The organism is Streptomyces sp. C36 (assembly GCF_040932295.1).
In the GTDB taxonomy this organism is placed as follows: Bacteria; Actinomycetota; Actinomycetes; order Streptomycetales; family Streptomycetaceae; genus Streptomyces; species Streptomyces triculaminicus.
Map to the genome: position 1 here is coordinate 860,313 of NZ_JBFQGI010000002.1, position 25,784 is coordinate 886,096.

The following is a 25,784-nucleotide window of genomic DNA, read 5'->3' on the forward strand; positions in this document are numbered from 1 at the left end:
TCGTGCCATCGCTCCCGGCGCCGCGTCCCGTCGTACCGGGGCCGCCCGGACGCCCGTCTCCCCGTTGGAGCCCGCCATGTCCTCCCCCGCTGTTCCGGCCGTTCCCTCGGCGTCCCGCCGCACCGTGCTGCGCGGTGCCGCCCTGGCCGGGGCCGCCGGGCTGTGCGCGAGCGCCTGCACCGGCGGCAAGAAGGACGGCTCGGCCACGCCCACGGCTCCGGTCGACCTCGGGGCCAAGGGTGAGGTCCCGGTCGGCGGGGCCCGGCTCTACCGCGAGCAGAAGCTGGTCGTCGCCCAGACCGCCGAGGGGGAGTACAAGGCGTTCAGCGCCGTGTGCACCCACGCCGGCTGCGTGGTCGACAAGGTCGAGGACGGCAAGGTCACGTGCCCCTGCCACGGCAGCGTGTTCGACGCCGCCACCGGCAAGGTCCTCCAGGGCCCGGCCGGCGCCCCGCTGCCGTCCGTGCCCGTCAAGGCCGACGGCGGAAAGCTGATCGCCGGCCCCGCGGCCTGACCCGCCCGGGCAGACGCCTCGAAGGGCGGTCGGCGGCACGCTCAGCACCAGTCCCACGCGATGCCCAGGATGCCCGGCCGTACCCCCTGCTCCACCAGGTGCACGCCCCGGTGCCGCCCCGACAGGGTCAGCTCCTGCTGCCCGTACCGGGGCGCGCCCGCCGCGCTCTGGGCGAAGCGGCGGCAGCGCACGGGCAGGGCGTCGTCGTCGAAGCGGACCTGCAGCACGTACTGCCCGCCCGCGAAGCCGAAGCCCCGGACGTACTCGCCGCTGACGCCGCCCGTGCCGTCGTCGAATCCGTAGCCGAAGACGTATGTCTCGCCGGCGCGCAGCCGGGTGTCGAAGAGCAGCTCGGCCACCAGCACCCCGGACGCCGCGTGCCACCGCACGCGCCCCACCCGGCAGTTCTCTCCCGCCCGCACGGTCACCCGCCCCGGATCGCAGCCGGGGTCGCCGTGGTGGATGGCCACATAGCGGTCCACCCCGTCGCGGTGCGCCCGCACCACGTGGTGGGAGGAGCGCTCGCGCATCTCCCGGCGGGGGCCGATGAGGACCCGCTCGAGCTGGCAGACGGTGTGCAGCCCGCCGTCGGCCGGCGACTCCAGCTCGCCCAGCAGCCGTTCCACGGCACCCGCCTCCTCGACCAGGGTGCGGTACGAGCGGGCGGCCGGGCGGTCCGGGCGGGGACGGACCGGCGCGTCGGAGAGTAACCGGGTCAGGGCCTGCGCGGGCAGGTCCAGCACCTCCTCCAGCATCCGCACCGCCCGCAGGGACTCCGCCCGCCGGGGCCGCCGGACGCCCTGCTGCCAGTAACTCAGGCTCGTCACCCCGACCTTGACCCCGCGTTGCGCCAGCCGGTGCTGGACCCGGTGCAGGGCCAGCCCGCGCGCCGTAAGGGCCGTGCGCAGGGCCAGGTGGAAGGGGCCCGTGCGCAGCGCCCGGGCCAGTTCGGCCTCGGCAGCGCCGATGCTGCTGCGTGCCATCCGCTCGCTCCTCGCGTGAATGTGAATATTCACGAACGGTGGTCGGGGCCCCGGTGACCAGGTGTGCCGCATTCCTCTTGGACGGGCACCGCTTGTTCACATCCGATTCGATCCGTTCACAGCGTGCTCTCACGCCGTATTGAAGCTGGTTGACCAGTCCTCGACAACACCCGATGCTCCTCACACGCGTCCGGACGCGCTCCTCCACCACGACCCCCCAACGGCGAGGAACGCGAAAATGACCCGTGCTCCGGCATCGGCACATACTGGAAAGCCCCGCATACGCGGCAGACGACTGTCCCTCGCGGCACTTGTCGCCTCCGTCCTGCTCACCGTCCCCACCACGGCGAGCGCGACCACCGGCGAACAGGCGCCCCTGCGTGCGGCCAAGAGGCTCGACATCACCATGCAGGCCCAGCAGAAGAACAATTGGTGCTGGGCCGCGTCCGGAAACACCATCGCGACCTGGTTCGGCCGCAATTACAGCCAGAACCAGTTCTGCAATGCCGCCTTCAACCGCCAGCAGGGCACCACGTGCCCCAACAACCAGGCCACGCTCGGCAATGTGCAGAACGCTCTCGACTGGGCCGGCATCAACGCCGGTTCGTATGTGAGCGGCTGGCTGCGCTACCCCACCGTGCAGAGTGAAATCAACGCGGGCCGCCCGGTCGAGACCCGCATCCAGTGGTCCTCCGGCGGCGGCCATATGCACGTCCTCTACGGCTACGACGACGCGAACAGCATGGTCTACTGGGGCGATCCATGGCCCTCCAGCAACCGGTACAACTGGGCGTCGCACAGCTGGTACGTCAACAACGACCAGTTCTCCTGGACCCACTCGCTCTACCGGATCGGAGCGTGAGGGCGATGACCGACCGCAGGCCCCTCCACTCCCGCCGCGACGCCTCCCGCGCGGCCGCCGCGGGCGCCCTCACCCTCGCCCTGCTCGGCCTCGCGCCCCTCGCGCACGCCGCCCCGCCCCCGGCGGCTCCCGCGCCCCCGCCGGCCTCGGGCGTCGCCACCGCGCACGAGGCGGCCGCCGCCCCCTCGACGCTCGAGACGCTCTCCCGCTTCTTCGCCCGCGACGGCGCCGTCGCCAGGAGCGCCGCCCACCCGCGGATCGAGGGCGCCACGGTGCCCGTCTACACCCTCTCGCCGGCGTTCGTGGCGGGCGGCCACGACGCCGCGATCGCGGAGCTCGACTTCCTCGCCAGCGCGGCGGTCTCGGCCGACGGCCAGAAGGCCTCGGTGTGGACCGTGCGCACCGGGAACGCCTGGAAGGTGGTCAACATCGCCACCGGCGACGACGAGACGCGCTACGCCGCCGAGGGCGCGCACCGGCTCACCGGTGGCACCGTCTTCCGCGAGCCCCAGATCAACGCCTGGTACGTGCAGCGCGGCGACCGGGTGCTCCCGCTCGACGAGGACGCGGTCCGCGCGATCGGGGACAAGGGCACCACCGTCGACGCCTACCGCGACCGTGTGCGGAAGGCCTACGGCGACAAGCTGCCGGGCTCGGCCTACGCGAAGAAGGGCATGGCCGGCGGCTTCGACGAGAACGCCGCGGCGGCCGGGCCCGGTGCGGCGGGCTCCGGCGCGGACCGGCCGGCGACCGCGGCCCCGGAGGGCGACGGCGGCCCGCCGGTCACGGCCACCGCCGCCACGGCCGCGGGCGCGGCCGCCCTGGGCCTGGGCCTGTCGGTCGTGGCCGCCCGCAGGCTCCGTCGGCGCTGACCTCCGAGGGCGCCCTCCGGACCCGGCACCACGGGCCCGGAGGGCGCCCTCACCCGGCCCCGGCACCACAGGCCGGAGGGCGCCCTCGCACCGTCCCGCGCCCGGCTGGGCGATGGTGTTGTCACTGCCCGCAAGTAGGGTGTGTGACATGGCCGACCCCAGCAGCTACCGACCCAAGCCGGGACAGATCCCCGACTCGCCGGGGGTCTACAGATTCCGGGACGAGCACGGCCGCGTGATCTACGTCGGGAAGGCGAAGAGCCTGCGCCAGCGGCTCTCCTCGTACTTCCAGGACCTCGCCGGCCTGCACCCGCGCACCCGCACCATGGTCACCACGGCCGCCTCCGTGGAGTGGACCGTGGTCTCCACCGAGGTCGAGGCCCTGCAGCTGGAGTACTCCTGGATCAAGGAGTACGACCCGCGCTTCAACGTGAAGTACCGCGACGACAAGAGCTACCCCTCGCTCGCCGTCACGCTGAACGAGGAATTCCCCCGCGTCCAGGTGATGCGCGGCCCCAAGAAGAAGGGCGTGCGCTACTTCGGCCCGTACGCCCACGCCTGGGCCATCCGCGAGACCGTCGACCTGATGCTGCGCGTCTTTCCCGTACGGACCTGCTCGGCCGGGGTGTTCAAGCGCTCCGCCCAGATCGGCCGGCCCTGCCTGCTGGGCTACATCGGCAAGTGCTCCGCGCCCTGCGTCGGCCGCGTCAGCGCCGACGAGCACCGCGAACTGGCGGAAGAGTTCTGCGACTTCATGGCCGGCCGTACCGGTGCGTACATCCGGCGTTTGGAACAGCGGATGCAGGATGCCGCCGAGGAGATGGAATACGAGAAGGCCGCCCGGCTGCGCGACGACATAGAGGCGCTCCGGCGCGCCATGGAGAAGAACGCCGTCGTGCTCGCCGACGCCACCGACGCCGACCTGATCGCGGTCGCCGAGGACGAACTCGAAGCCGCCGTGCAGATCTTCCACGTCCGCGGCGGCCGGGTGCGCGGCCAGCGCGGCTGGGTCACCGACAAGGTCGAGGCGGTCGACACCGCCGGCCTCGTCGAGCACGCCCTGCAGCAGCTCTACGGCGAGGAGAGCGGCGACGCGGTCCCCAAGGAGGTCCTGGTCCCGGCCCTGCCGGAGCCCGTGGAGCCCGTCGCCCAGTGGCTGGGCGAGCGCCGCGGCGCCCGCGTCGACCTGCGGATCCCCCAGCGCGGCGACAAGAAGGACCTGATGGCGACGGTCCAGCGCAACGCCCAGCAGGCCCTCGTCCTGCACAAGACCAAGCGCGCCTCCGACCTGACCACCCGCTCCCGCGCCCTGGAGGAGATCGCCGAGGCGCTCGGCCTGGACTCCGCGCCGCTGCGCGTGGAGTGCTTCGACATCTCCCACCTGCAGGGGCAGGACGTGGTGGCGTCCATGGTCGTCTTCGAGGACGGCCTGGCCCGCAAGAGCGAGTACCGCCGCTTCCAGATCAAGGGTCGTGTCGGAGACACGCAGGTCTGGCACGGCGAGGGGCAGGACGACGTCCGCTCCATGCACGAGGTCGTCTCCCGGCGCTTCCGCCGCTATCTGCGGGAGAAGATGAAGACGGGGGAGTGGGCCGAGGAGGCCCCCGGCGGCGAGATCGAGGATCCGCTCCCGGAGGACGACGGAAAGCCCAAGCGCTTCGCCTACCCCCCGCAGCTCGTGGTCGTCGACGGCGGTCAGCCGCAGGTCGCCGCCGCCCAGCGGGCCCTGGACGAGCTCGGGATCACCGACGTGGCCGTCTGCGGCCTCGCCAAGCGGCTGGAGGAGGTCTGGCTGCCGGGCGAGGACGACCCCGTGGTCCTGCCGCGCACCAGCGAGGGCCTCTACCTCCTGCAGCGCGTCCGCGACGAGGCGCACCGCTTCGCCATCTCCTACCAGCGCAGCAAGCGGACCAAGACCCTGCGCGCGAGCCCGCTGGACGCGGTCCCGGGCCTCGGCGAGACCCGCAGGCAGGCGCTGCTCAAGCACTTCGGCTCGCTCAAGCGGCTGCGGGCCGCCACGGTCGAGCAGATCTGCGAGACGCCCGGCATCGGCCGCAAGACCGCCGAGACGATCGCCGCGGCGCTGGCCGGGGCGGCGCCGCCCGCACCGGCTGTCAACATGGCCACGGGCGAGATCATGGACGACGCGGAGGAATGATGGACCTGGCCGGACAGGACCCGGGCCCGCGGAAGCCGCAGTATGGAAGACGGGACGGCGCCCGTGGCGCCGTCGGCAGAACGGGGGAACGCACATGAACGAGACCGATCGGGACGGAGCACAGGTGAGTACGGGCACGACGGCGGACGCGGCCGGTGAGACGGCGGGTATCCCCGAGCTGGTGATCATCTCGGGCATGTCGGGGGCGGGGCGCAGCACCGCCGCCAAGTGTCTGGAGGACCTCGGCTGGTTCGTCGTGGACAACCTGCCGCCCGCGCTGATCCCCACCATGGTGGACCTCGGCGCCCGCTCCCAGGGCAACGTGGCCCGCATCGCGGTGGTCGTGGACGTCCGCGGCCGGCGCTTCTTCGACAACCTGCGCGAGTCCCTGGCCGACCTGGAGGCCAAGAAGGTCAAGCGGCGGGTGATCTTCCTCGAGGCGTCCGACGACGCCCTGGTGCGCCGCTTCGAGTCGGTGCGCCGCCCGCACCCGCTCCAGGGCTCGGGCCGCATCGTCGACGGCATCGCCGCCGAGCGCGACCTGCTGCGCGAGCTGCGCGGCGACGCGGACCTGGTCATCGACACCTCCAGCCTCAACGTCCACGAGCTGCGCGCCAAGATGGACGCCCAGTTCGCCGGCGAGGAGGAGCCCGAGCTGCGGGCCACCGTGATGTCCTTCGGCTACAAGTACGGCCTGCCCGTCGACGCCGACCTGGTCGTGGACTGCCGCTTCCTGCCCAACCCGCACTGGGTGCCGGAGCTGCGCCCCTTCACGGGCCTGAACGAGGAGGTCTCGGGCTACGTCTTCAACCAGCCCGGCGCCAAGGAGTTCCTCGACCGCTACACCGAGCTCCTCCAGCTGATCGCCGCCGGCTACCGCCGCGAGGGCAAGCGCTACGTGACGATCGCGGTCGGCTGCACCGGCGGCAAGCACCGCTCCGTCGCCATGTCCGAGAAGCTCGCCCACCGTCTGGTCTCGGAGGGCGTCGAGACCGTCGTCGTCCACCGGGACATGGGGCGCGAGTGACCGGCCGCACCTTCAGGATGCGCCGCGTCCGCAAGCTGGTGCCCGGCCGGGCGCGCGGCGGCGAGCGCGGCGCGGGCCGTGGCGCGCAGCCCAAGGTCGTCGCCCTCGGCGGCGGCCACGGGCTCTCCGCCTCGCTCGCGGCGCTGCGCCGGATCACCGGCGACCTGACGGCGGTCGTGACCGTCGCCGACGACGGCGGCTCCAGCGGCCGGCTGCGCGACGAGCTGGGCGTGCTGCCGCCCGGCGACCTCCGCAAGGCGCTGGCGGCGCTGTGCGGCGACGACGAATGGGGCCAGACCTGGGCCCGGGTGATCAAGCACCGCTTCGAGAGCCGGGGCGACCTGCACGGCCATGCCGTGGGCAATCTGCTGATCGTCGCCCTCTGGGAGCAGCTGGGCGACCATGTGCAGGCCCTGGACCTGGTCGGCAAGCTGCTGGGCGCGCACGGCCGGGTGCTGCCCATGTCGGCGGTCCCGCTCGAGCTGCAGGCGCTGGTGCGGGGCCACGACCCGGCCGCCCCCGACGCCGTCAGCACGGTGTGCGGCCAGGCCACCGTGGCGCTCACCCCGGGCGAGGTGCAGTCCGTGCACGTCGTCCCGGAGGACCCGCCGGCGGTGCCCGAGGCCGTGGAGGCGGTGCTCGACGCGGACTGGGTGGTGCTCGGGCCCGGCTCGTGGTTCTCCTCCGTCATCCCGCACCTGCTCGTGCCCGAGCTCCTGCAGGCCCTGCAGGAGACCAAGGCCCGCCGGGTGCTGTCGTTGAACCTCGCCCCGCAGCCCGGGGAAACCGATGGCTTCTCCCCGCAGCGTCATTTGGAGGTTTTGGCCCGACACGCCCCTAAACTCGCCCTGGACGTGGTGCTGGCCGACGAGGCCGCCGTGCCCGACCGGCAGAGCCTCACCGACGCCGCCAAGCGGCTGGGGGCCACGGTCGAGCTGGCGCCGGTCGCCTCGCCCGACGGCTGCCCGACGCACGATCCGGAGCTGTTGGCCGCCGCGTACGACCGTATTTTTCGGATGCATGGAAGGATCGGCCCATGGCGATGACGGCAGCGGTGAAGGACGAAATCTCCCGGCTCCCCGTCACCCGGACCTGCTGCCGGAAAGCGGAGGTCTCGGCGATCCTGCGCTTCGCGGGCGGTCTGCACCTGGTCAGCGGGCGCATCGTGATCGAGGCGGAGCTGGACACCGGGATCGCCGCCCGGCGGCTGCGCAAGGACATCCTGGAGATCTTCGGTCACGCCTCCGACCTGGTGGTGATGGCCCCCGGAGGGCTGCGCCGCGGCAGCCGGTACGTGGTGCGGGTGGTGGCGGGCGGTGACCAGCTGGCGCGGCAGACCGGCCTGGTCGACGGCCGCGGCCGGCCGATCCGCGGGCTGCCCCCGCAGGTCGTCTCGGGTGCCACCTGTGACGCGGAGGCCGCCTGGCGGGGCGCCTTCCTGGCCCACGGCTCGCTCACCGAGCCCGGCCGGTCCTCCTCCCTCGAGGTCACCTGCCCCGGTCCGGAGGCGGCGCTGGCGCTGGTCGGCGCGGCCCGTCGGCTGCAGATCGCGGCCAAGGCCCGGGAGGTGCGCGGAGTGGACCGGGTGGTCGTCCGGGACGGTGACGCGATCGGCGCGCTGTTGACGCGGCTCGGTGCCCACGAGTCCGTGCTGGCCTGGGAGGAGCGGCGGATGCGCCGCGAGGTCCGGGCGACCGCCAACCGCCTGGCCAACTTCGACGACGCCAACCTGCGCCGCTCGGCCCGGGCCGCCGTCGCGGCGGGCGCGCGCGTCCAGCGGGCGCTGGAGATCCTCGGCGAGGAGGTTCCCGAGCACCTCGCGGCCGCCGGCCGGCTGCGCATGGAGCACAAGCAGGCCTCCCTGGAGGAGCTGGGCGCCCTCGCGGAGCCGCCGCTGACCAAGGACGCCGTCGCGGGCCGGATCCGCCGCCTGCTGGCCATGGCCGACAAGCGGGCCCAGGACCTGGGCATCCCCGGCACGGAGTCCAACCTCTCCGACCTCTCGGACCTGTCCGAGGAGATGGCCGAGGGCATGGTCGGCTGACGCGCACCTCCCGCGTCTCCAGGCGTCCTCCCGGCGTCCTTCAGTGTCTTCCGTACGCCCCCGTCACCCGCCCAGGGTGGCGGGGGCGCCGCGCTGTGCGGGCCCGTCGCGCCGCTCGGGCCCGGCGCGAAAGGCGCCGTTGACATGATCATGATGCGTTACCAGGCTGGCGCCCACGCACTCACGTGGCAGACAACAGCAAGGGGGGCTCATGAGACGCAGGGCTGGATCAGTCCTCGCGGTGGCTTCGCTGTTCCTCGGCGCGCTCGCCGCCACGCCCGACGCACACGCGCGACCGGCCGCCGAAGCGGCCCCGCGGACAGATACCGGCGCGCTGTCCGTCTGGACCGCCGAGGTCACCGCGGCCCAGGTTCCGCTCCTGCTCCGGGCGGGCATCGACGGCCACGAACTGGGGCGGCGCGTCACCGGCGACAAGCCCGTGCCCGTCGAACTCGACCTCACCGCCGACCAGGCCCAGGGGCTGCGGGACCAGGGCGTACGCCTCACCGAGAAGCGGCTGCCCAAGGGCGTGCTCGAGCACACCCAGGCCGCCGGCGACGGCGTCTTCCGCCCGTACAGCGGGAAGAACGGCCTCCAGCAGGAGATCAGGGACACCGGACGGGCCCACCCGGGCCTGACGAAGGTGGTCTCCATCGGCAAGACCACCCGCGGCCAGGACATCCTCGCCATGAAGGTGTCCAAGAACGCCGCGAAGAGCCCCGACGGCTCCCGGCCCGCCGTGCTCTACATGGCCAACCAGCACGCCCGCGAGTGGATCACCCCGGAGATGACCCGGCGGCTGATGCACCACTACCTCGACCGCTACGGCAAGGACCAGCGGATCACGAAGCTCGTGGACTCCGCCGAGCTGTGGTTCGTGCTGTCCGCCAACCCCGACGGCTACGACTACACCTTCCAGAGCCCCGCCAACCGGCTCTGGCGCAAGAACCTCCGCGACAACGACGGCGACGGCAAGATCACCGCCCGCGACGGCGTGGACCTCAACCGCAACTTCCCCTACAAGTGGGGCTACGACAACGAGGGTTCCTCCCCCCACCCGGCATCCGAGGTCTACCGCGGCCCGGCTCCCGCCTCCGAGCCCGAGACCAAGGCCCTGGACGCCTTCGAGCGGCGCCACGCCTTCCGCTACGCCGTCAACTACCACTCCGCGGCCGAGCTGATCCTCTACGGCGTGGGCTGGCAGGTCGCCACCGCCACCCCCGACGACGTCCTCTACCGGGCGCTGGCCGGCACCCCCGACAAGCCCGCGATACCCGGCTACCGGCCGCAGGTCTCCTCCGAGCTCTACACCACCAACGGCGACGCCGACGGCCACGCGGGCAACGTCAACGGCACGATGATGATCACCCCCGAGATGTCGACCTGCCAGACGGCCTCCGACGTGGACCCCGACGACCGCTGGAAGCCGGGCGACTGCCGCTCCATCTTCACCTTCCCCGACGACGAGAAACTGATCCAGCAGGAGTTCGCGAAGAACGTCCCCTTCGCGCTCTCCGTCGCCGAGACCGCCGTACGCGGCGACCGCCCCGTCTCCTCCGTCGGCCTGAGCGCCCCCGACTTCACCCCGCACGCCTTCACCACCTCCTACGCGCGCGGCGGCCGGCAGACCGTCGCCGTCACCGCCCGCAAGAGCGTCGCCGACAAGCACCTGAACTTCCGGATCGACGGCGGCCGGACGCACACCGAGGAGCTCAGGGCCTGGGACGGCGGCGACCGCTACGGCGGCGAGGACAACATCCGCTTCGACCAGTACCGCGCCACCGTCGAAGGCGCCCGGCCCGGCTCCACCGTCAGCGTCTGGTTCACCGGCCGCACCCGGGAGGGCAAGGCGACCGCTAGTGAGCCCTTCACCTACACCGTCGCCGCCACGCCTCGTGCCGACACCCTGGTCATCGCCGACGAGGGCGGGAAGAAGCCCGCGCACGACGCCGCCCTCTACACCAAGGCCCTCGCCGACAACGGCCGCAAGACCGTCGTCTGGGACGTCGCGACCAAGGGCGCACCCCCGGCGCTGGGCGTGCTCGGCCACTTCGACACCGTGCTGTGGTACTCCGGCGCCTCCCGTCCCGACGGCGCCACCCTGCTGGCCGTGCGGGACTTCGTCAACGAGGGCGGCAAGCTGATCACCGCCGGCATCGAGGCGGGCGGCGGCGTGCGGATCGGCGACGCCGACACCGACGACTTCGGCCAGTACTACCTCGGCGCGGACGACCGGCGCGCCCAGGCCGGGCCGGCCCGCTTCACCGGTAGCGGCGAGCTCGCGGGCACCACGGCCGCCCTCGGCGCCGCCGCCGGCGCCGGCCCGCTGCGCAGCGCCGGCTCCTTCAGTCCCATCTCCGACGTCCTGCCGCCCGAGACCTTCCCGCTGTTCCGCAGCGCCGCCGCCGGCGACTACACCCCGAAGGTCACTCCCCGTGACGGAGCGGGCGCGAAGGCGCGCTGGTCGGCGGCCGTCACTACGCGTGACACCGTGCTACTGGGTTTCGGTCTGGAGAACGTCGCGGACGGCCGTGAGCGGGCCGCGCTGGCAGGGGCCGCGCTGCGTGCCGTCGGCGGCTGACGAACCACCTCATACCGGACGGCCTTCTTTGCTCGTTCGGGCCCCCGACCGCTCGTTCGATCCCAGTCGCCCGAAGGGTTTCGGCCCCAGGCCGCCAATGTCACGTACCTCCCCTGTTAGAGGTAGGGTCGGTGGTGGTCGGGGACATCCCATACACCCGCCGGCGGACAGCCCGGCACACCAACGAGGAGATCGGTTCGTGACGATCCGCGTAGGCATCAACGGCTTTGGCCGTATCGGTCGTAACTACTTCCGCGCGCTCCTGGAGCAGGGTGCGGACATCGAGATCGTCGGTGTCAACGACCTGACCGACAACGCCACCCTGGTGCACCTGCTGAAGTACGACACCATCCTGGGTCGTCTCAAGCAGGACGTCAGCCACACCGACGACACGATCACCGTCGGTTCCATGACCTTCAAGACGATGGCCGAGCGTGACCCGGCCGCGCTGCCCTGGGGCGAGCTGGGCGCCGACATCGTCATCGAGTCCACCGGCATCTTCACCAAGCGTGAGGACGCGGCCAAGCACCTGGCCGCCGGCGCGAAGAAGGTCCTCATCTCGGCTCCGGCCAAGGACGAGGACATCACCATCGTGATGGGCGTCAACAACGAGAAGTACGACGCGGCCAACCACCACGTCATCTCCAACGCCTCCTGCACCACCAACTGCGTGGCGCCGATGGCCAAGGTCCTCGACGAGACCTTCGGCATCGTCAAGGGCATGATGACCACGGTCCACGCGTACACCAACGACCAGCGCATCCTGGACTTCCCGCACTCGGACCTGCGTCGCGCCCGCGCCGCCGCGGAGAACATCATCCCGACCTCGACCGGTGCCGCCAAGGCCACCGCCCTGGTCCTGCCCCAGCTGAAGGGCAAGCTGGACGGCATCGCCATGCGCGTCCCGGTCCCGACCGGCTCGGTCACCGACCTGGTCCTCGAGCTGGACCGCGAGACCAGCAAGGAAGAGATCAACGCCGCCTTCCAGAAGGCCGCCGAGGGTCAGCTCAAGGGCATCCTCGAGTACACCGAGGACGCGATCGTCTCCTCCGACATCGTCAACTGGCCGGCCTCCTGCACCTTCGACTCCTCCCTGACCATGGTCCAGGGCAAGCAGGTCAAGGTCGTCGGCTGGTACGACAACGAGTGGGGCTACTCCAACCGCCTGGTCGACCTGACCGTCTTCGTCGGCGGCCAGCTCTGATCTTCGCCTGAACGACTGGCGTCACAGGCAACGGGATGTAGGGGACGGGGCTCGTACGACGCGATGAAGCGTCGCACGGGCCCCGTCCCATGACTGTCCCCCAGCTGCCGCTGGGCGGATCACGGAAGTCACCGGAGTCAACTGCATGAAGACGATCGACGAACTCCTCCAGGACGGTGTCGAGGGCAAGCGGATCTTCGTCCGCGCCGACCTCAACGTCCCCCTCGAGGGCACCAACATCACCGACGACGGTCGCATCCGCGCCGTCGCGCCGACGATCGCCAAGCTCGCCGAGGCGGGCGCCAAGGTGATCGTCGCCTCCCACCTGGGCCGTCCCAAGGGCGCCCCGGACCCCCAGTTCTCCCTCGCCCCCGCCGCCGCGCGGCTCGGCGAGATCCTGGGCAAGCAGGTCTCGTTCGCCACCGACACGGTCGGCGACAGCGCGAAGGCCACCGTCGCCGCACTGGCGAACGGCGAGGTCACGCTGCTGGAGAACCTCCGCTTCAACGCGGGCGAGACCAGCAAGGACGAGGCCGAGCGCGGCGCCTTCGCCGATGAGCTGGCGGCCCTGGCCGACATCTACGTCGGTGACGGCTTCGGTGCGGTGCACCGCAAGCACGCCTCGGTCTTCGACCTCCCGGCACGCCTGCCGCACGCCGCCGGCGACCTGATCGCCACCGAGGTCGGCGTCCTGAAGAAGCTCACCGAGGACGTCGCGCGCCCCTACGTCGTGGTCCTCGGCGGCGCCAAGGTCTCCGACAAGCTGGGCGTCATCGACAACCTGCTGGAGAAGGCCGACCGCATCCTCATCGGCGGCGGCATGTCGTACACCTTCCTCAAGGCCAAGGGCCACGAGGTCGGCATCTCGCTGCTGCAGGAGGACCAGATCCCGGTCTGCCTGGAGTACCTGGCGCGGGCCGAGAAGCGCGGCGTGGAGTTCGTCCTCCCCGTCGACGTCCTGGTCTCCGCCGACTTCCCGGACCTGAAGACCAAGGCCCCGGCCAACCCGGAGCTCGTCGCCTCGGACGCCATCCCGGCGGACAAGGAGGGCCTGGACATCGGCCCGAAGACGCGTGAGCTCTACGCCTCGAAGCTCGCCGACGCCGGCACCGTCTTCTGGAACGGTCCGATGGGCGTCTTCGAGCACCCCGACTACGCCAACGGCACCAAGGCCGTGGCGCAGGGCCTGCTCGACAGCTCCGCCTTCACCGTCGTCGGCGGTGGCGACTCGGCCGCGGCCGTGCGCCTGCTGGGCTTCGACGAGAACGCTTTCGGCCACATTTCGACCGGCGGCGGCGCCAGCCTCGAGTACCTCGAGGGCAAGACGCTCCCCGGCCTCGCCGCACTGGAGGACTGAACCACTGTGAGTGCACGTACCCCGCTGATGGCGGGCAACTGGAAGATGAACCTCAACCACCTCGAGGCCATCGCCCACGTCCAGAAGCTCGCCTTCGCGCTCGCCGACAAGGACTACGAGGGCACCGAGGTCGCGGTCCTGCCGCCCTTCATCGACCTGCGCTCGGTGCAGACCCTGGTCGACGGCGACAAGCTGAAGATCAAGTACGGCGCCCAGGACATCTCGGCCTACGACTCCGGTGCCTACACCGGTGAGATCTCCGGCGCGATGCTCTCGAAGCTCAAGTGCACGTACGTGGCCGTCGGGCACTCCGAGCGCCGCCAGTACCACGGCGAGTCCGACGAGCTCTGCAACGCCAAGGTCAAGGCCGCCTTCCGGCACGGCCTGACGCCGATCCTGTGCGTCGGCGAGGGCCTGGACGTCCGCAAGGCGGGCAACCAGGTCGCGTACACCCTCGCGCAGGTCGAGGGCGGTCTGAAGGACATCCCGGCCGAGCAGGCCGAGAGCATCGTCATCGCCTACGAGCCCGTCTGGGCCATCGGCACCGGCGAGGTCGCCACCCCCGAGGACGCCCAGGAGGTCTGCGGGGCGATCCGCGGCAAGCTGGCCGAGCTCTACGGCCAGGAGCTCGCCGACAAGGTGCGCATCCAGTACGGCGGCTCGGTCAAGTCCGGCAACATCGCGGCGATCATGGCCCAGCCCGACGTGGACGGCGCCCTGATCGGCGGCGCCGCGCTGGACGCGGACGAGTTCGTCAAGATCGTGCGCTTCCGCGACCAGTAGCAACTATGACGACGGCCCCGCGCCGTCGTACCCTGTCGGGGCCGGGACCGGCGCAAACGCGCCCCCCGGCCCCGCAGCATTGTCCATCCGAGTCAGTCCGAGAGAGTTGGTCCAGCCGTGGTCATCGGGTTCTCGATCGCCCTCATCGTCTTCAGCCTGCTGATGATGATGCTGGTGCTCATGCACAAGGGGAAGGGCGGCGGCCTGTCCGACATGTTCGGCGGCGGCATGCAGTCCTCCGTCGGTGGATCCTCGGTCGCCGAGCGCAACCTCGACCGGATCACGATCGTGATCGGTCTGCTGTGGTTCGCGTGCATCATCGTGCTCGGACTGCTGATGAAGCTCGACAGCTGACATACCGTCGTATGAGCCGCCTATGATGGGGGCTTGCGTCCTTACGGCCGGTCTGTAACTCCTGCCACTGGACGCGCGTTGGGCCTTACGTAGACTGGGCCGCCCGCAGCGGAGCCGATCGAGGACCCCGCGGCGCAGCCGCTATCCGGCACAGTGCAGCACCATCACGCAGGGAGTTACGACCGTGGCAAGTGGCAACGCGATCCGGGGAAGCCGGGTCGGGGCGGGGCCGATGGGTGAGGCCGAGCGGGGCGAGTCCGCGCCGCGCCTGCGCATCTCCTTCTGGTGCTCCAACGGGCACGAGACGCAGCCGAGCTTCGCCAGTGACGCACAGGTGCCGGACACCTGGGACTGCCCGCGTTGCGGCTTCCCGGCCGGCCAGGACCGGGACAATCCCCCGGACCCGCCGCGCACCGAGCCCTACAAGACGCACCTGGCGTACGTCCGTGAGCGGCGCAGCGACGCCGATGGCGAGGCGATCCTCGCCGAGGCGCTCGCCAAGCTCCGCGGGGAGATCTGAGCGACGACAACGACACATCGTCAGCGGCCCGGCCGCACACCCCTTCGCGGGTGTGCGGCCGGGCCGTCGCATGCCCGCCTGTGCCCGGAATGGGCGGCAGATCAATTAGGTTGGAGAGCAGCGGGGCCGTAACGAGAAGAAGTGGGCTGATGTCCGAGATGAACGCAGAGGGCCGCACCCGGCTGGACCGTACTCCCGAGTGGAACGCTCTGGCCAAGCACCGGGACGAACTGGGCGGGACGCACCTGCGGGAGCTGTTCGCCGCCGATCCGCGCCGAGCCGAGACCTACACGCTCAACGTCGGCGACCTGCACCTGGACTACTCCAAGCACCTCGTCAACGACGAGACGCTGCGACTGCTGCGCGAACTGGCGACGTCCGCCGGCGTGGCCGGGCTCCGCGACGCCATGTTCCGCGGCGAGAAGATCAACACCACCGAGGGCCGCGCCGTGCTGCACACCGCGCTGCGGGCCCCCGAGTCCGCCGTCGTCGAGGTGGACGGCGAGAACGTCGTCCCCGCCGTGCACGCGGTGCTGCGCAAGATGCAGGTCTTCGCCGACCGGGTGCGCTCGGGCGCCTGGAAGGGCCACACCGGACAGCGCATCAGGAACGTCGTCAACATCGGCATCGGCGGCTCCGACCTGGGCCCCGCGATGGCCTACGAGGCGCTGCGCGCCTACACCGACCGCGACATGACGTTCCGTTTCGTCTCCAACGTCGACGGCGCGGACCTCCACGAGGCCGTGCGCGACCTCGACGCCGCCGAGACGTTGTTCATCGTGGCCTCGAAGACCTTCACCACCATCGAGACCATCACCAACGCGACCTCCGCCCGCAACTGGCTGCTGGCCGAGCTGGGCGCCGGCGAGGACGCGGTGGCCAAGCACTTCGTCGCGCTGTCCACCAACGAGGCGAAGGTCGCCGACTTCGGCATCGACACCGCCAACATGTTCGAGTTCTGGGACTGGGTCGGCGGCCGCTACTCCTACGACTCGGCCATCGGGCTCTCCCTGATGATCGCCATCGGCCCGGACCACTTCCGCGAGATGCTGGCCGGCTTCCACCTCGTCGACGAGCACTTCCGCACCGCGCCGCCGGAGGAGAACGCCCCGCTGCTGCTCGGCCTGCTGGGCGTCTGGTACGGCAACTTCCACGACGCCCAGTCGCACGCGGTGCTGCCCTACAGCCACTACCTGTCGAAGTTCGCCGCCTATCTGCAGCAGCTGGACATGGAGTCCAACGGCAAGTCCGTCGACCGCGACGGTCACCCCGTCAGCTGGCAGACCGGCCCGGTGGTGTGGGGCACCCCCGGCACCAACGGGCAGCACGCCTACTACCAGTTGATCCACCAGGGGACGAAGCTGATCCCCGCCGACCTGATCGGCTTCGCCAAGCCCGTCGACGACCTCCCGCCGGGGCTGGTGGCCCAGCACGACCTGCTGATGGCCAACCTCTTCGCCCAGGGCCAGGCCCTCGCCTTCGGCAAGACCCCCGAAGAGGTCGCGGCCGAGGGCGTCCCGCCGGAGCTCGTCCCGCACAAGACGTTCCGCGGCAACCACCCGACGACCACGATCCTCGCGAGCGAGCTGACGCCGTCGGTGCTCGGTCAGCTCATCGCGCTGTACGAGCACAAGGTGTTCGTCCAGGGCGCGATCTGGAACATCGACTCCTTCGACCAGTGGGGCGTCGAGCTCGGCAAGGTGCTGGCCAAGCGCGTCGAGCCGGCGCTGACGGAGGGCGCGGACGTGCCGGGGCTGGACGCGTCGACGGCCGCGCTGGTGGCGCGCTACCGCGCCTTGCGGGGGCGCTAGGCCCCAGCCCCGCAGGGTAAGGGCGGTTCGGCACCGCCGGCCCGCGCCGCGTCGGTTGCTCGCCGTCGCGGCGGGGTTCTTGTCCCCGGCCCTTCCCGTAACCGGGGGGGCTGGGGGCTCGCCCCCAGGAAACGGTGAAAGGGCGGGACCGGGGCCCCTCCTCCGCCGCGACGGCGCCCGGCCACCGGCTGTGTGACCGGCGGTGCCGAAAAGGCCCGGCCCCCGCAAAGGGGACCGGGCCTTCGTCGTGTGGGGCGTGTGACCTACGGCGAAGCCGGCGGGTACAGGGCGCGGGGCAGCCTCGCGGCCGCGGCCTGGTCCAGGAGCCACAGCGTGCGCCGGGTCCCGTACGCCCCGGCGGCCGGGGCCTGGATCTCGCCCGCACCGCTCAGCGCGAGCGCCACCGCGTTGGCCTTGTCCTCGCCCGCCGCCAGCAGCCACACCTCGCGGGCCGCCCGGATCGCCGGGAGGGTCAGCGAGACGCGCGTGGGCGGGGGCTTGGGGGCGCCGTGCACGCCGATGACCGTGCGCTCGGCCTCCCGGACGCCCGGCAGCTCCGGGAAGAGCGAGGCGACGTGGGTGTCCGGGCCGACGCCCAGCAGCAGGACGTCGAAGGCCGGCACCGGAGCGTGGTCCTCGGGACGGGCCGCGGCGGCCAGGTCGGCCGCGTAGGCCTCCGCCGCCGCGTCCGCGTCGTCGTACGTGCCGTCCGCCGCGGGCATGTAGTGCACCCGCGCCGGGTCGAGGTCCACCGCGTCCAGCAGCGCCTCGCGCGCCTGCGTGGCGTTGCGCTCGGGGTCGCCCTCCGGCAGGAACCGCTCGTCGCCCCACCACAGGTCCAGCCGCGACCAGTCGACCGCGTCCCGGGCGGGCGCCGCGGCGAGGGCCGCGAGCAGCCCGTTGCCGTTGCGCCCACCGGTGAGGACGACGGAGGCCGAGCCGCGCGCGGCCTGGGCGTCCACGATCTTCGTGATCAGCCGGGCCGCCGCGGCCTGGGCCATCAGCTCCTTGTCCCGGTGGACGACGATCTGAGGCGTGCTCACTTGCCCGCCGCCTTCTTGCCGGAGGCCTTCTTCGCCGGGGCGGGCCGCTCCTCGGCCTGCTCGGTGGGCTCCCCGGCCGGCTGCTCCGTGGCGTCCGGCGCGGCGGCCGCGGGCGTGGCCGGGACCGGCTCGCCGAGCCGTTCCACGCCGTACTTCAGGGCGGACTCGTAGATGAGGTCCGGGTCCAGCCGGCGCAGCTCCTCGGCGAGGAGCTCGGCGGTGTCGCGCCGCTTGAGGGCCACCGAGCGGTCCGGCTGGCCGCGCATGGAGAGCGTGGCCAGGGAGCCGTCCGGGCGGTCGAGGGTGATGACGCCGGCCTTGGTCTCCAGGCGGACGGCCGTCAGGCCGGGGCCGTCGGAGACGGTGCGGCGGGCGGTGACCCCGAGGCGGTCGGCGAGCCACATGGCCAGCAGCTCACCGCTGGGGTTGTAGCCCTCGCCCTCGACCTCGGCCGAGAGGACCTCGACGTCCGGCTGCTGGTCCAGGGCGGCCGCGAGCATCGAGCGCCACGGCGTGATCCGGGCCCAGGCCAGGTCGGTGTCGCCCGGCGAGTAGTTCGCGGCGCGCGAGGAGAGCTCCGCGAGGGGGTCCTCGGCGGCGTAGGTGTCGGTGACCCGGCGCTGGCCGAGCGCGCCGAGCGGGTCCTTCTCCGGGTCGACCGGAGAGGCCACCGGCCACCAGACGACCACGGGGGCGTCCGGCAGCAGCAGCGGCAGCACCACCGACTGGGCGTGGTCTATGACGTCGCCGTACAGCCGCAGCACCACCGTCTCGCCGGCGCCGGCGTCGGCGCCCACCCGGACCTCGGCGTCGAGCCGGGCCTGGGCGCGGTCACGCGGGGAGCGGCTGACGCGCTTGATGACGACGAGCTTGCGCGAGGGGTGCTCGCGGGAGGCCTCGTTGGCCGCCTTGAGCGCGTCGTAGGCGTGCTCCTCGTCGGTGACGATGACCAGCGTGAGCACCATGCCGACGGCGGGGGCGCCCAGCGCGCGGCGGCCCTGGACCAGGGCGTTGTTGATCTTGCTGGCCGTGGTGTCCGTGAGATCGATCTTCATGGCCGACGCCAGCTCCGTCCGTCTCGTGCGAGCATCTCGTCCGCCTCGGCCGGACCCCAGGTGCCGGCCGCGTACTGTGCGGGCTTGCCGTGCTTGTCCCAGTACTCCTCGATCGGGTCGAGGATCTCCCAGGAGAGCTCCACCTCGCGCAGGCGCGGGAAGAGGTTGGCGTCGCCGAGCAGCACATCGAGGATGAGCCGCTCGTACGCCTCGGGGCTGGACTCGGTGAAGGACTCGCCGTAGGCGAAGTCCATCGAGACGTCCCGGACCTCCATCGAGGTGCCGGGCACCTTCGAGCCGAACCGCATGGTGACGCCCTCGTCCGGCTGCACCCGGATGACCAGGGCGTTCTGCCCCAGCTCCTCGGTGGCGGTGTGGTCGAAGGGCGAGTGCGGGGCGCGCTGGAAGACGACCGCGATCTCGGTGACGCGGCGGCCGAGCCGCTTGCCGGTGCGCAGGTAGAAGGGGACGCCCGCCCAGCGGCGGTTGTCGATCTCCAGCTTGATCGCGGCGTAGGTGTCGGTCTTCGACTTGGGGTCGATGCCGTCTTCCTCGAGGTAGCCGACGACCTCCTCGCCGCCCTGCCAGCCGTGCGCGTACTGGGCGCGCACGGTCTCCTTGCCGAGGTCCTTGGGCAGCCGCACGGCGCCGAGCACCTTGGTCTTCTCCGCGACGAGCGCGTCGGCGTCGAAGGAGGCGGGCTCCTCCATCGCGGTCAGCGCCAGCAGCTGCAGGAGGTGGTTCTGGATGACGTCACGGGCGGCGCCGATGCCGTCGTAGTAGCCGGCGCGGCCGCCGATGCCGATGTCCTCGGCCATGGTGATCTGCACATGGTCGACGAAGGACCGGTTCCAGATCGGCTCGAAGAGGGTGTTGGCGAAGCGGAGGGCCAGGATGTTCTGGACCGTCTCCTTGCCCAGGTAGTGGTCGATGCGGAAGACCGCCTCGGCCGGGAAGACCTCGTGGACGATCCGGTTGAGCTCCTGGGCGCTCTTCAGGTCGTGGCCGAAGGGCTTCTCGATGACGGCGCGCCGCCAGGCGCTCTCCGTCTGCTCCGCCAGCCCGTGCTTCTTGAGCTGCTGGACGACCGTGGGGAAGAACTTCGGCGGCACCGAGAGGTAGAAGGCGAAGTTGCCGCCCGTGCCCTGCGCCTTGTCGAGCTCCTGGATGGTCTCCTTCAGCGTCTCGAAGGCCTGGTCGTCGTCGAAGTCGCCCTCGACGAAGCGGCAGCCCTGCACCAGCTGCTGCCAGACCTCCTCGCGGAAGGGGGTGCGCGCGTGCTGCTTGACCGCGTTGTAGACCTCGTGGGCGAAGTCCTCGTCGGCCCAGCTGCGGCGGGCGAAGCCGATCAGGGAGAAGCCCGGCGGCAGCAGGCCTCGGTTGGCCAGGTCATACACGGCGGGCATCAGCTTTTTACGGGACAAATCGCCCGTGACGCCAAAAATGACCAGGCCCGACGGCCCCGCGATACGCGGGAGCCGTCGGTCCAGAGCGTCACGCAGCGGATTGCTGCTGCTCAATTCATGCCTCCGGAGCGAGGCGCTTGAGCTCCGCCTCAGTGGACTTCAGAAGGTCGTTCCACGCCTGCTCGAACTTGTCGACGCCCTCGTCCTCGAGGAGCTGGACGACCTCGTCGTACGAGATGCCCAGCTTCGCGATCGCGTCGAGCTCGGCCTTGGCCTGCTCGTACGTGCCGCGCACCGTGTCGCCGGTGATTCGGCCGTGGTCGGCGGTGGCCTCGAGGGTGGCCTCCGGCATGGTGTTCACCGTGTTCGGCGCCACCAGCTCGTCCACGTACAGGGTGTCCTTGTAGGCCGGGTCCTTGACGCCGGTCGAGGCCCACAGCGCACGCTGCTTGTTGGCGCCGGCCTTCTCCAGGGCGGCCCAACGGTCGGAGGAGAAGACCTCCTCGTACGCCTGGTAGGCCAGGCGGGCGTTGGCCAGCGCCGCCTTGCCGCGCAGCTCCTTGGCCTCGTCGGTGCCCAGCGCGTCCAGACGCTTGTCGATCTCGGCGTCCACGCGGGACACGAAGAAGGACGCGACCGAGTGGATCAGGGACAGGTCCAGGCCCGCGGCCTTGGCCTGCTCCAGACCGGTGAGGTAGGCGTCCATCACCGCGCGGTAGCGCTCGAGGGAGAAGATCAGCGTGACGTTGACGCTGATGCCCCGGCCGATGACGTCGGCGATGGCCGGCAGGCCCGCCTTGGTCGCCGGGATCTTGATCAGGGTGTTGGGGCGGTCCACCAGCCAGGCCAGCTGCTTGGCCTCGGCGACCGTGGCGCGGGTGTCGTGCGCCAGGCGCGGGTCGACCTCGATGGAGACCCGGCCGTCCTGGCCGTCGGTGGCGTCGAAGACCGGGCGCAGGATGTCGGCGGCGTCGCGGACGTCGGCCGTGGTGATCATGCGGATGGCCTCGTCGACGGTGACCTTGCGGGCCGCGAGGTCGGCGAGCTGCTGCTCGTAGCCCTCACCGCTGGAGATCGCCTTCTGGAAGATCGACGGGTTGGTCGTGACGCCCACGACGTGGCTCTGGTCGATCAGTTCGGCCAGGTTGCCGGACGTGATGCGCTTGCGGGACAGGTCGTCGAGCCAGATCGCGACGCCTTCGTCGGAGAGGCGCTTGAGTGCGTCTGTCATGAGTTCGGCTCCTACTTGATGGTGTGTGCGGCGTCAGCGGCGGTTGGCGTCGGCGATCGACTCGCGGGCGGCCTCGACCACGGCCTCGGAGGTCAGGCCGAACTCGCGGTAGAGCACCTTGTAGTCCGCCGAGGCGCCGAAGTGCTCCAGCGAGACGATGCGGCCGGCCTCGCCGACGTAGCGGTGCCAGGTCAGGCCGATGCCCGCCTCGACGGCCACGCGGGCCTTGACGTCCGGCAGCAGCACGCCGTCGCGGTACGCCTCGTCCTGCTCCTCGAACCACTCGACCGACGGCATCGAGACCACGCGGGTCGGGATGCCCTCGGCCTGCAGGACCTCGCGGGCCTCGACGGCCAGCTGGACCTCGGAGCCGGTGCCGACGAGGATCACCTGCGGGCGGCCGCCCTCGGCCTCGAACAGCACGTAGCCGCCCTTGGCGACGCCCTCGTTGGCCTCGTAGGTCGGGACGTTCTGGCGGGTGAGGGCCAGACCGTGCGGCGCCGGGTGGGTGGTGTGACGCTTGGTGATCTCGCGCCAGGCGATCGCCGTCTCGTTGGCGTCGGCCGGGCGGACCATGTTCAGGCCCGGGATGGCGCGCAGGGCGGCCATGTGCTCGACCGGCTGGTGGGTCGGGCCGTCCTCGCCGAGGCCGATGGAGTCGTGCGTCCACACGTAGGTGACCGGCAGCTTCATCAGCGCGGCCAGGCGCACGGCCGGGCGCATGTAGTCGGAGAACACCAGGAAGGTGCCGCCGTAGACGCGGGTGTTTCCGTGCAGCGCGATGCCGTTCATGGTCGAACCCATGGCGTGCTCGCGGATGCCGAAGTGGATCGTGCGGCCGTAGGGGTTCGCCTCAGGGAGGGGGTTGCCCTCGGGGAGGAAGGACGACGACGCGTCGATCGTGGTGTTGTTCGAGCCCGCGAGGTCGGCGGAGCCGCCCCACAGCTCGGGGATCACGCCGCCCAGCGCCTTGAGGACCTCGCCGGACGCCTTGCGGGTCGCGACGTCCTTGCCGGCCGGGAAGACCGGGATGGCCTTCTCCCAGCCGTCGGGCAGCTCGCCCGCGCTGATGCGGTCGAAGTCGGCGGCGCGCTGGGGGTTGGTCTCGCGCCACTCCTGGATCCGCTTGTCCCAGGCGGCGTGGGCCTCGCGGCCGCGGTCGACGACCTTGCGGACGTGGGTGAAGACCTCGTCCTCGACCTGGAAGTGCTGCTCCGGGTCGAAGCCCATCACGCGCTTGGTGGCGGCGACCTCGGCCTCGCCGAGCGCCGAGCCGTGCGAGGCCTCGGTGTTCTGCGCGTTCGGGGCCGGCCAGGCGATGATCGTGCGGGCCGCGATGATCGAGGGGCGCTCGGTCTCGGCCTGCGCCGCCTTCAGCGCCGCGTACAGCGCCTGGACGTCGAAGTCGCCGCTGGCGGCCTGCTCGATGCGCTGGACGTGCCAGCCATAGGCCTCGTAGCGCTTGAGGACGTCCTCGGAGAAGGCGGTCTCGGTGTCGCCCTCGATCGAGATGTGGTTGTCGTCGTACAGGGCGACGATGTTGCCCAGCTTCTGGTGACCGGCCAGCGAGGACGCCTCGGCGGAGATGCCCTCCTCCAGGTCGCCGTCGGAGACGATCGCCCAGACGGTGTGGTCGAAGGGGGACTCGCCCTTCGGGGCCTCCGGGTCGAACAGGCCGCGCTCGTAGCGGGCGGCCATGGCCATGCCCACCGCGTTGGCGATGCCCTGGCCCAGCGGACCGGTGGTGGTCTCCACGCCGCGGGTGTGACCGTGCTCCGGGTGACCCGGGGTCTTGCTGCCCCAGGTGCGGAACGCCTTCAGGTCCGACAGCTCCAGGCCGTAGCCGGCCATGAAGAGCTGGACGTACAGGGTCAGGCTGGTGTGACCGGGGGAGAGGACGAACCGGTCGCGGCCGGTCCAGTCGGCGTCGCTGGGGTCGTGCCGCATCAGCTTCTGGAACAGCAGGTAGGCGGCGGGCGCCAGGCTCATGGCCGTGCCCGGATGGCCGTTGCCGACCTTCTGCACGGAGTCCATGGCCAGGACGCGGGCGGTATCGACGGCCCGCTGGTCCAGTTCGGTCCATTCGAGGTCTGTGGTGGTCGGCTTGGTGCTCACCCTCGGATCAGGGCTCCTCTCCACATGTTCAATCTGCCGGGGGCGGTATTGCCCGCCACGACGCGGCGAAGTCGAGCCTACCCCCGCCTGGACACGCATTTTTTCGACGAACAGTCGGGCTCATGGGCACTCAAATGAGTGCCCGCAATTGATCGTCGCCCCCGGCAACCTCCTCGGCTCGGCAAAGATTCCCGCCACGGCGTGGCGGCCCTTCTCCCAGCCTGCCGGGCGCCGCCCGAGCCCGCCTGTCGAACACGACCGATCTGCCGGATTCGGCCACATGCGATCCGACGGCGTGGCGGCCCCAAGATCCGGTGGCGCGGCGGCCCCAACACGACCCCACCCCGGCGGAGGAGGGGCTCACCCCTGCGTCTAGAGTGGCTTGGTACGCGCAAGCCTTCACCCGGGACAACCCGCCCGGACGCGCTTGCTGGCCTTATCTCTGTCAGGGGTGTGCGTGACGGCCGTCGAAACCCGTCCTGCGGGGGTGCTCGCCGAGGCCCCCGGTCACCGGCCGTTCGGGGCCCGTGTCAAGGCGTTCGTAGCACTGACGAAGCCGCGCGTCATCGAGCTGCTGCTGATGACGACGGTGCCGGTGATGTTCCTCGCGGCCGAGGGCGTTCCCGACCTGTGGCTCGTGCTGGCGACCTGCATCGGCGGCTACCTCTCCGCCGGCGGCGCGGGCGCGTTCAACATGTACTACGACCGCGACATCGACGCGATGATGGACCGTACGTCCCAGCGTCCTCTCGTCACGGGCATGGTCTCGCCCCGTGAGTGCCTGGTCTTCGCCACGGCGCTGACCGTCGGGTCGACCGCGTGGTTCTGGTTCCTGGTCAATCCGCTGTCGGCCATGCTCTCGCTCGGCGCCTCGGTGTTCTACACCGTCGTCTACACGATGATCCTCAAGCGGCGTACCGCGCAGAACATCGTCTGGGGCGGCATCGCGGGCTGCCTGCCGGTCATCATCGGCTGGTCCGCGGTCAAGAACGAGGTCTCCTGGGCCTCCCTGATCCTCTTCCTCGTCATCTTCTTCTGGACGCCGCCGCACTACTGGCCGCTGTCGATGAAGGTGAAGGACGACTACGAGCGCGTCGGCGTGCCGATGCTGCCGGTCGTGGCGGGCAACAAGGCCGTGGCCAAGCAGATCGTCCTCTACAGCTGGGTGATGGTCGCCGTCTCCCTGCTGCTCACCCCGCTGGGCTACACCGGCTGGTTCTACACCGTCGTCGCCGTCGTCTGCGGCGCGTTGTGGCTGAAGGAGGCGCACGCGCTGCAGGCGCGCGCCAAGGCGGGCGTCACGGGCGCGAAGCTCAAGGAGATGCGCCTGTTCCACTGGTCGATCACCTATGTGTCGCTGCTGTTCACCGCCGTGGCGATCGACCCCTTCCTGCGCTAGTCCCGCGCCGCGGCCGCCGATCTCACCGACGGGCGGTCCGGGTGGCCAAAGCCACCCGGACCGCCCGTCGCCGTTTGGGCTACTCGTCGGTAGCATCCTGGCCATGGCAGACAACAAGCAGGCAGCGGCCCACCCCAAGCAGGCGGCGAAGCTGGCCAAGCAGATCACGGCCTTCGCCAAGAGCCACGGCGGCGCCGCGGAGGGCCAGCTCGCCCACATCGCCCGCGGCACCACCCGCATCGCCCTGGTCGGCGCCAACGGCGAGTGGGGCAACCTCGTGGCCGGCTCCTACGAGACCGCGCGGCAGGCCGCCGAGATCGCCGGCATCACCCTCCACGACGACTTCGACGGCGAGCTCGCCGCCAAGGTCCGCACCGGCCCCTACGAGTGGTCGCGCATGGCCGGGATCCAGATCGGCGGCCCCTCCAACGGCCCCGCCGATAACTGACGGCCCCCTCGCCCGTT

General features: G+C 71.4%; 22 protein-coding genes. 16 read left to right on the forward strand and 6 right to left on the reverse strand.

Translation table 11 applies throughout. The annotated features are described in order from the left end of the window. Window positions 1-76: 76 nt before the first annotated feature. Complete coding sequence (locus AB4K12_RS09505; protein ID WP_368433743.1) at window positions 77-514, forward strand: Rieske (2Fe-2S) protein; 438 nt, start codon at window positions 77-79, stop codon at window positions 512-514. Between the two features lie 41 nt (window positions 515-555). Here the strand turns inward: AB4K12_RS09505 and AB4K12_RS09510 are convergent, their stop codons facing one another. Further along, window positions 556-1,497 carry a hypothetical protein gene (locus tag AB4K12_RS09510; RefSeq protein WP_368433744.1) on the reverse strand — a complete coding sequence of 314 codons (942 nt, stop codon included), beginning with the start codon at window positions 1,495-1,497 and terminating at the stop codon, window positions 556-558. A 238-nt stretch (window positions 1,498-1,735) separates the two neighbouring features. Between AB4K12_RS09510 and AB4K12_RS09515 the strand changes: the two genes are divergently transcribed. The 13 genes from AB4K12_RS09515 (at window position 1,736) to pgi (ending at window position 17,070) form a co-directional block, all read left to right on the forward strand. Next, window positions 1,736-2,359 carry a papain-like cysteine protease family protein gene (locus AB4K12_RS09515; protein WP_368433745.1) on the forward strand — a complete coding sequence of 208 codons (624 nt, stop codon included), beginning with the start codon at window positions 1,736-1,738 and terminating at the stop codon, window positions 2,357-2,359. 5 nt (window positions 2,360-2,364) lie between these two features. Next, entirely contained in the window at window positions 2,365-3,231 is an 867-nt protein-coding gene (locus AB4K12_RS09520; RefSeq protein WP_368433746.1) for a hypothetical protein, read from the forward strand. Between the two features lie 148 nt (window positions 3,232-3,379). After that, complete coding sequence (gene uvrC, locus AB4K12_RS09525) at window positions 3,380-5,389, forward strand: excinuclease ABC subunit UvrC (protein ID WP_368433747.1); 2,010 nt, start codon at window positions 3,380-3,382, stop codon at window positions 5,387-5,389. A 94-nt stretch (window positions 5,390-5,483) separates the two neighbouring features. Then, window positions 5,484-6,416, forward strand: coding sequence for an RNase adapter RapZ (gene rapZ / locus AB4K12_RS09530; RefSeq protein WP_179198874.1), 933 nt, complete (start codon window positions 5,484-5,486; stop codon window positions 6,414-6,416). Next, complete coding sequence (gene yvcK, locus AB4K12_RS09535; protein WP_086569491.1) at window positions 6,413-7,462, forward strand: uridine diphosphate-N-acetylglucosamine-binding protein YvcK; 1,050 nt, start codon at window positions 6,413-6,415, stop codon at window positions 7,460-7,462. The genes rapZ and yvcK overlap by 4 nt, the downstream gene beginning before the upstream one ends. Further along, window positions 7,453-8,460: a DNA-binding protein WhiA gene (whiA, locus tag AB4K12_RS09540; protein WP_086569489.1), complete on the forward strand. Its 1,008-nt coding sequence runs from the start codon at window positions 7,453-7,455 to the stop codon at window positions 8,458-8,460. Before yvcK ends, whiA begins: the two co-directional genes overlap by 10 nt. A gap of 211 nt (window positions 8,461-8,671) precedes the next feature. Beyond that, window positions 8,672-11,041: a M14 family metallopeptidase gene (locus AB4K12_RS09545; RefSeq protein WP_368433748.1), complete on the forward strand. Its 2,370-nt coding sequence runs from the start codon at window positions 8,672-8,674 to the stop codon at window positions 11,039-11,041. Between the two features lie 199 nt (window positions 11,042-11,240). Continuing rightward, window positions 11,241-12,245, forward strand: a complete 1,005-nt coding sequence (gene gap, locus AB4K12_RS09550) for a type I glyceraldehyde-3-phosphate dehydrogenase (protein WP_368433749.1) — start codon at window positions 11,241-11,243, stop codon at window positions 12,243-12,245. A gap of 145 nt (window positions 12,246-12,390) precedes the next feature. Continuing rightward, on the forward strand, window positions 12,391-13,602 hold the full coding sequence (gene pgk, locus AB4K12_RS09555) for a phosphoglycerate kinase (protein ID WP_368433750.1): 1,212 nt from the start codon (window positions 12,391-12,393) through the stop codon (window positions 13,600-13,602). Between the two features lie 6 nt (window positions 13,603-13,608). Then, window positions 13,609-14,385, forward strand: a complete 777-nt coding sequence (tpiA, locus tag AB4K12_RS09560; RefSeq protein ID WP_368433751.1) for a triose-phosphate isomerase — start codon at window positions 13,609-13,611, stop codon at window positions 14,383-14,385. A 117-nt stretch (window positions 14,386-14,502) separates the two neighbouring features. Then, entirely contained in the window at window positions 14,503-14,739 is a 237-nt protein-coding gene (gene secG / locus AB4K12_RS09565; RefSeq protein ID WP_107431054.1) for a preprotein translocase subunit SecG, read from the forward strand. Between the two features lie 184 nt (window positions 14,740-14,923). Further along, window positions 14,924-15,259: an RNA polymerase-binding protein RbpA gene (locus AB4K12_RS09570; protein ID WP_003957010.1), complete on the forward strand. Its 336-nt coding sequence runs from the start codon at window positions 14,924-14,926 to the stop codon at window positions 15,257-15,259. 158 nt (window positions 15,260-15,417) lie between these two features. Further along, on the forward strand, window positions 15,418-17,070 hold the full coding sequence (gene pgi / locus AB4K12_RS09575) for a glucose-6-phosphate isomerase (protein ID WP_368433857.1): 1,653 nt from the start codon (window positions 15,418-15,420) through the stop codon (window positions 17,068-17,070). Window positions 17,071-17,333: 263 nt separating this feature from the next. On the opposite strand, the gene pgl is transcribed toward pgi, so the two are convergent. From pgl to tkt, 5 genes are read right to left on the reverse strand one after another with little or no spacing between them, the layout of a single operon-like run. After that, window positions 17,334-18,113 carry a 6-phosphogluconolactonase gene (gene pgl / locus AB4K12_RS09580; protein ID WP_368433752.1) on the reverse strand — a complete coding sequence of 260 codons (780 nt, stop codon included), beginning with the start codon at window positions 18,111-18,113 and terminating at the stop codon, window positions 17,334-17,336. Continuing rightward, the gene (gene opcA / locus AB4K12_RS09585) at window positions 18,110-19,168 is read right to left on the reverse strand and encodes a glucose-6-phosphate dehydrogenase assembly protein OpcA (RefSeq protein ID WP_368433753.1); all 1,059 of its coding nucleotides are present in this window, start codon (window positions 19,166-19,168) and stop codon (window positions 18,110-18,112) included. Before opcA ends, pgl begins: the two co-directional genes overlap by 4 nt. After that, a complete protein-coding gene (zwf, locus tag AB4K12_RS09590) occupies window positions 19,165-20,688 on the reverse strand; it encodes a glucose-6-phosphate dehydrogenase (protein ID WP_362257256.1) in 1,524 nt (507 codons plus the stop codon). Before zwf ends, opcA begins: the two co-directional genes overlap by 4 nt. Before the next feature lies 1 nt (window position 20,689). Then, window positions 20,690-21,805: a transaldolase gene (gene tal, locus AB4K12_RS09595; protein ID WP_086569470.1), complete on the reverse strand. Its 1,116-nt coding sequence runs from the start codon at window positions 21,803-21,805 to the stop codon at window positions 20,690-20,692. 33 nt (window positions 21,806-21,838) lie between these two features. Further along, window positions 21,839-23,920 carry a transketolase gene (tkt, locus tag AB4K12_RS09600; protein ID WP_368433754.1) on the reverse strand — a complete coding sequence of 694 codons (2,082 nt, stop codon included), beginning with the start codon at window positions 23,918-23,920 and terminating at the stop codon, window positions 21,839-21,841. A gap of 457 nt (window positions 23,921-24,377) precedes the next feature. Here tkt and AB4K12_RS09605 point away from each other — a divergent pair, with 457 nt between their 5' ends. Both AB4K12_RS09605 and AB4K12_RS09610 read left to right on the forward strand, forming a co-directional pair. Continuing rightward, a complete protein-coding gene (locus AB4K12_RS09605; protein ID WP_368433755.1) occupies window positions 24,378-25,319 on the forward strand; it encodes a heme o synthase in 942 nt (313 codons plus the stop codon). Between the two features lie 103 nt (window positions 25,320-25,422). Continuing rightward, window positions 25,423-25,767 carry a hypothetical protein gene (locus tag AB4K12_RS09610; RefSeq protein ID WP_086569465.1) on the forward strand — a complete coding sequence of 115 codons (345 nt, stop codon included), beginning with the start codon at window positions 25,423-25,425 and terminating at the stop codon, window positions 25,765-25,767. Window positions 25,768-25,784 lie beyond the last annotated feature (17 nt).

What these genes read in the sequence shown, in the direction of transcription:
- AB4K12_RS09505 (WP_368433743.1), top strand. Translation starts at nt 77, where the DNA reads ATGTCCTCCCCCGCTGTTCCGGCCGTTCCCTCGGCGTCCCGCCGCACC.
- AB4K12_RS09510 (WP_368433744.1), bottom strand. Translation starts at nt 1,497, where the DNA reads ATGGCACGCAGCAGCATCGGCGCTGCCGAGGCCGAACTGGCCCGGGCG.
- AB4K12_RS09515 (WP_368433745.1), top strand. Translation starts at nt 1,736, where the DNA reads ATGACCCGTGCTCCGGCATCGGCACATACTGGAAAGCCCCGCATACGC.
- AB4K12_RS09520 (WP_368433746.1), top strand. Translation starts at nt 2,365, where the DNA reads ATGACCGACCGCAGGCCCCTCCACTCCCGCCGCGACGCCTCCCGCGCG.
- uvrC (WP_368433747.1), top strand. Translation starts at nt 3,380, where the DNA reads ATGGCCGACCCCAGCAGCTACCGACCCAAGCCGGGACAGATCCCCGAC.
- rapZ (WP_179198874.1), top strand. Translation starts at nt 5,484, where the DNA reads ATGAACGAGACCGATCGGGACGGAGCACAGGTGAGTACGGGCACGACG.
- whiA (WP_086569489.1), top strand. Translation starts at nt 7,453, where the DNA reads ATGGCGATGACGGCAGCGGTGAAGGACGAAATCTCCCGGCTCCCCGTC.
- AB4K12_RS09545 (WP_368433748.1), top strand. Translation starts at nt 8,672, where the DNA reads ATGAGACGCAGGGCTGGATCAGTCCTCGCGGTGGCTTCGCTGTTCCTC.
- pgk (WP_368433750.1), top strand. Translation starts at nt 12,391, where the DNA reads ATGAAGACGATCGACGAACTCCTCCAGGACGGTGTCGAGGGCAAGCGG.
- pgi (WP_368433857.1), top strand. Translation starts at nt 15,418, where the DNA reads ATGAACGCAGAGGGCCGCACCCGGCTGGACCGTACTCCCGAGTGGAAC.
- opcA (WP_368433753.1), bottom strand. Translation starts at nt 19,168, where the DNA reads ATGAAGATCGATCTCACGGACACCACGGCCAGCAAGATCAACAACGCC.
- tal (WP_086569470.1), bottom strand. Translation starts at nt 21,805, where the DNA reads ATGACAGACGCACTCAAGCGCCTCTCCGACGAAGGCGTCGCGATCTGG.
- AB4K12_RS09610 (WP_086569465.1), top strand. Translation starts at nt 25,423, where the DNA reads ATGGCAGACAACAAGCAGGCAGCGGCCCACCCCAAGCAGGCGGCGAAG.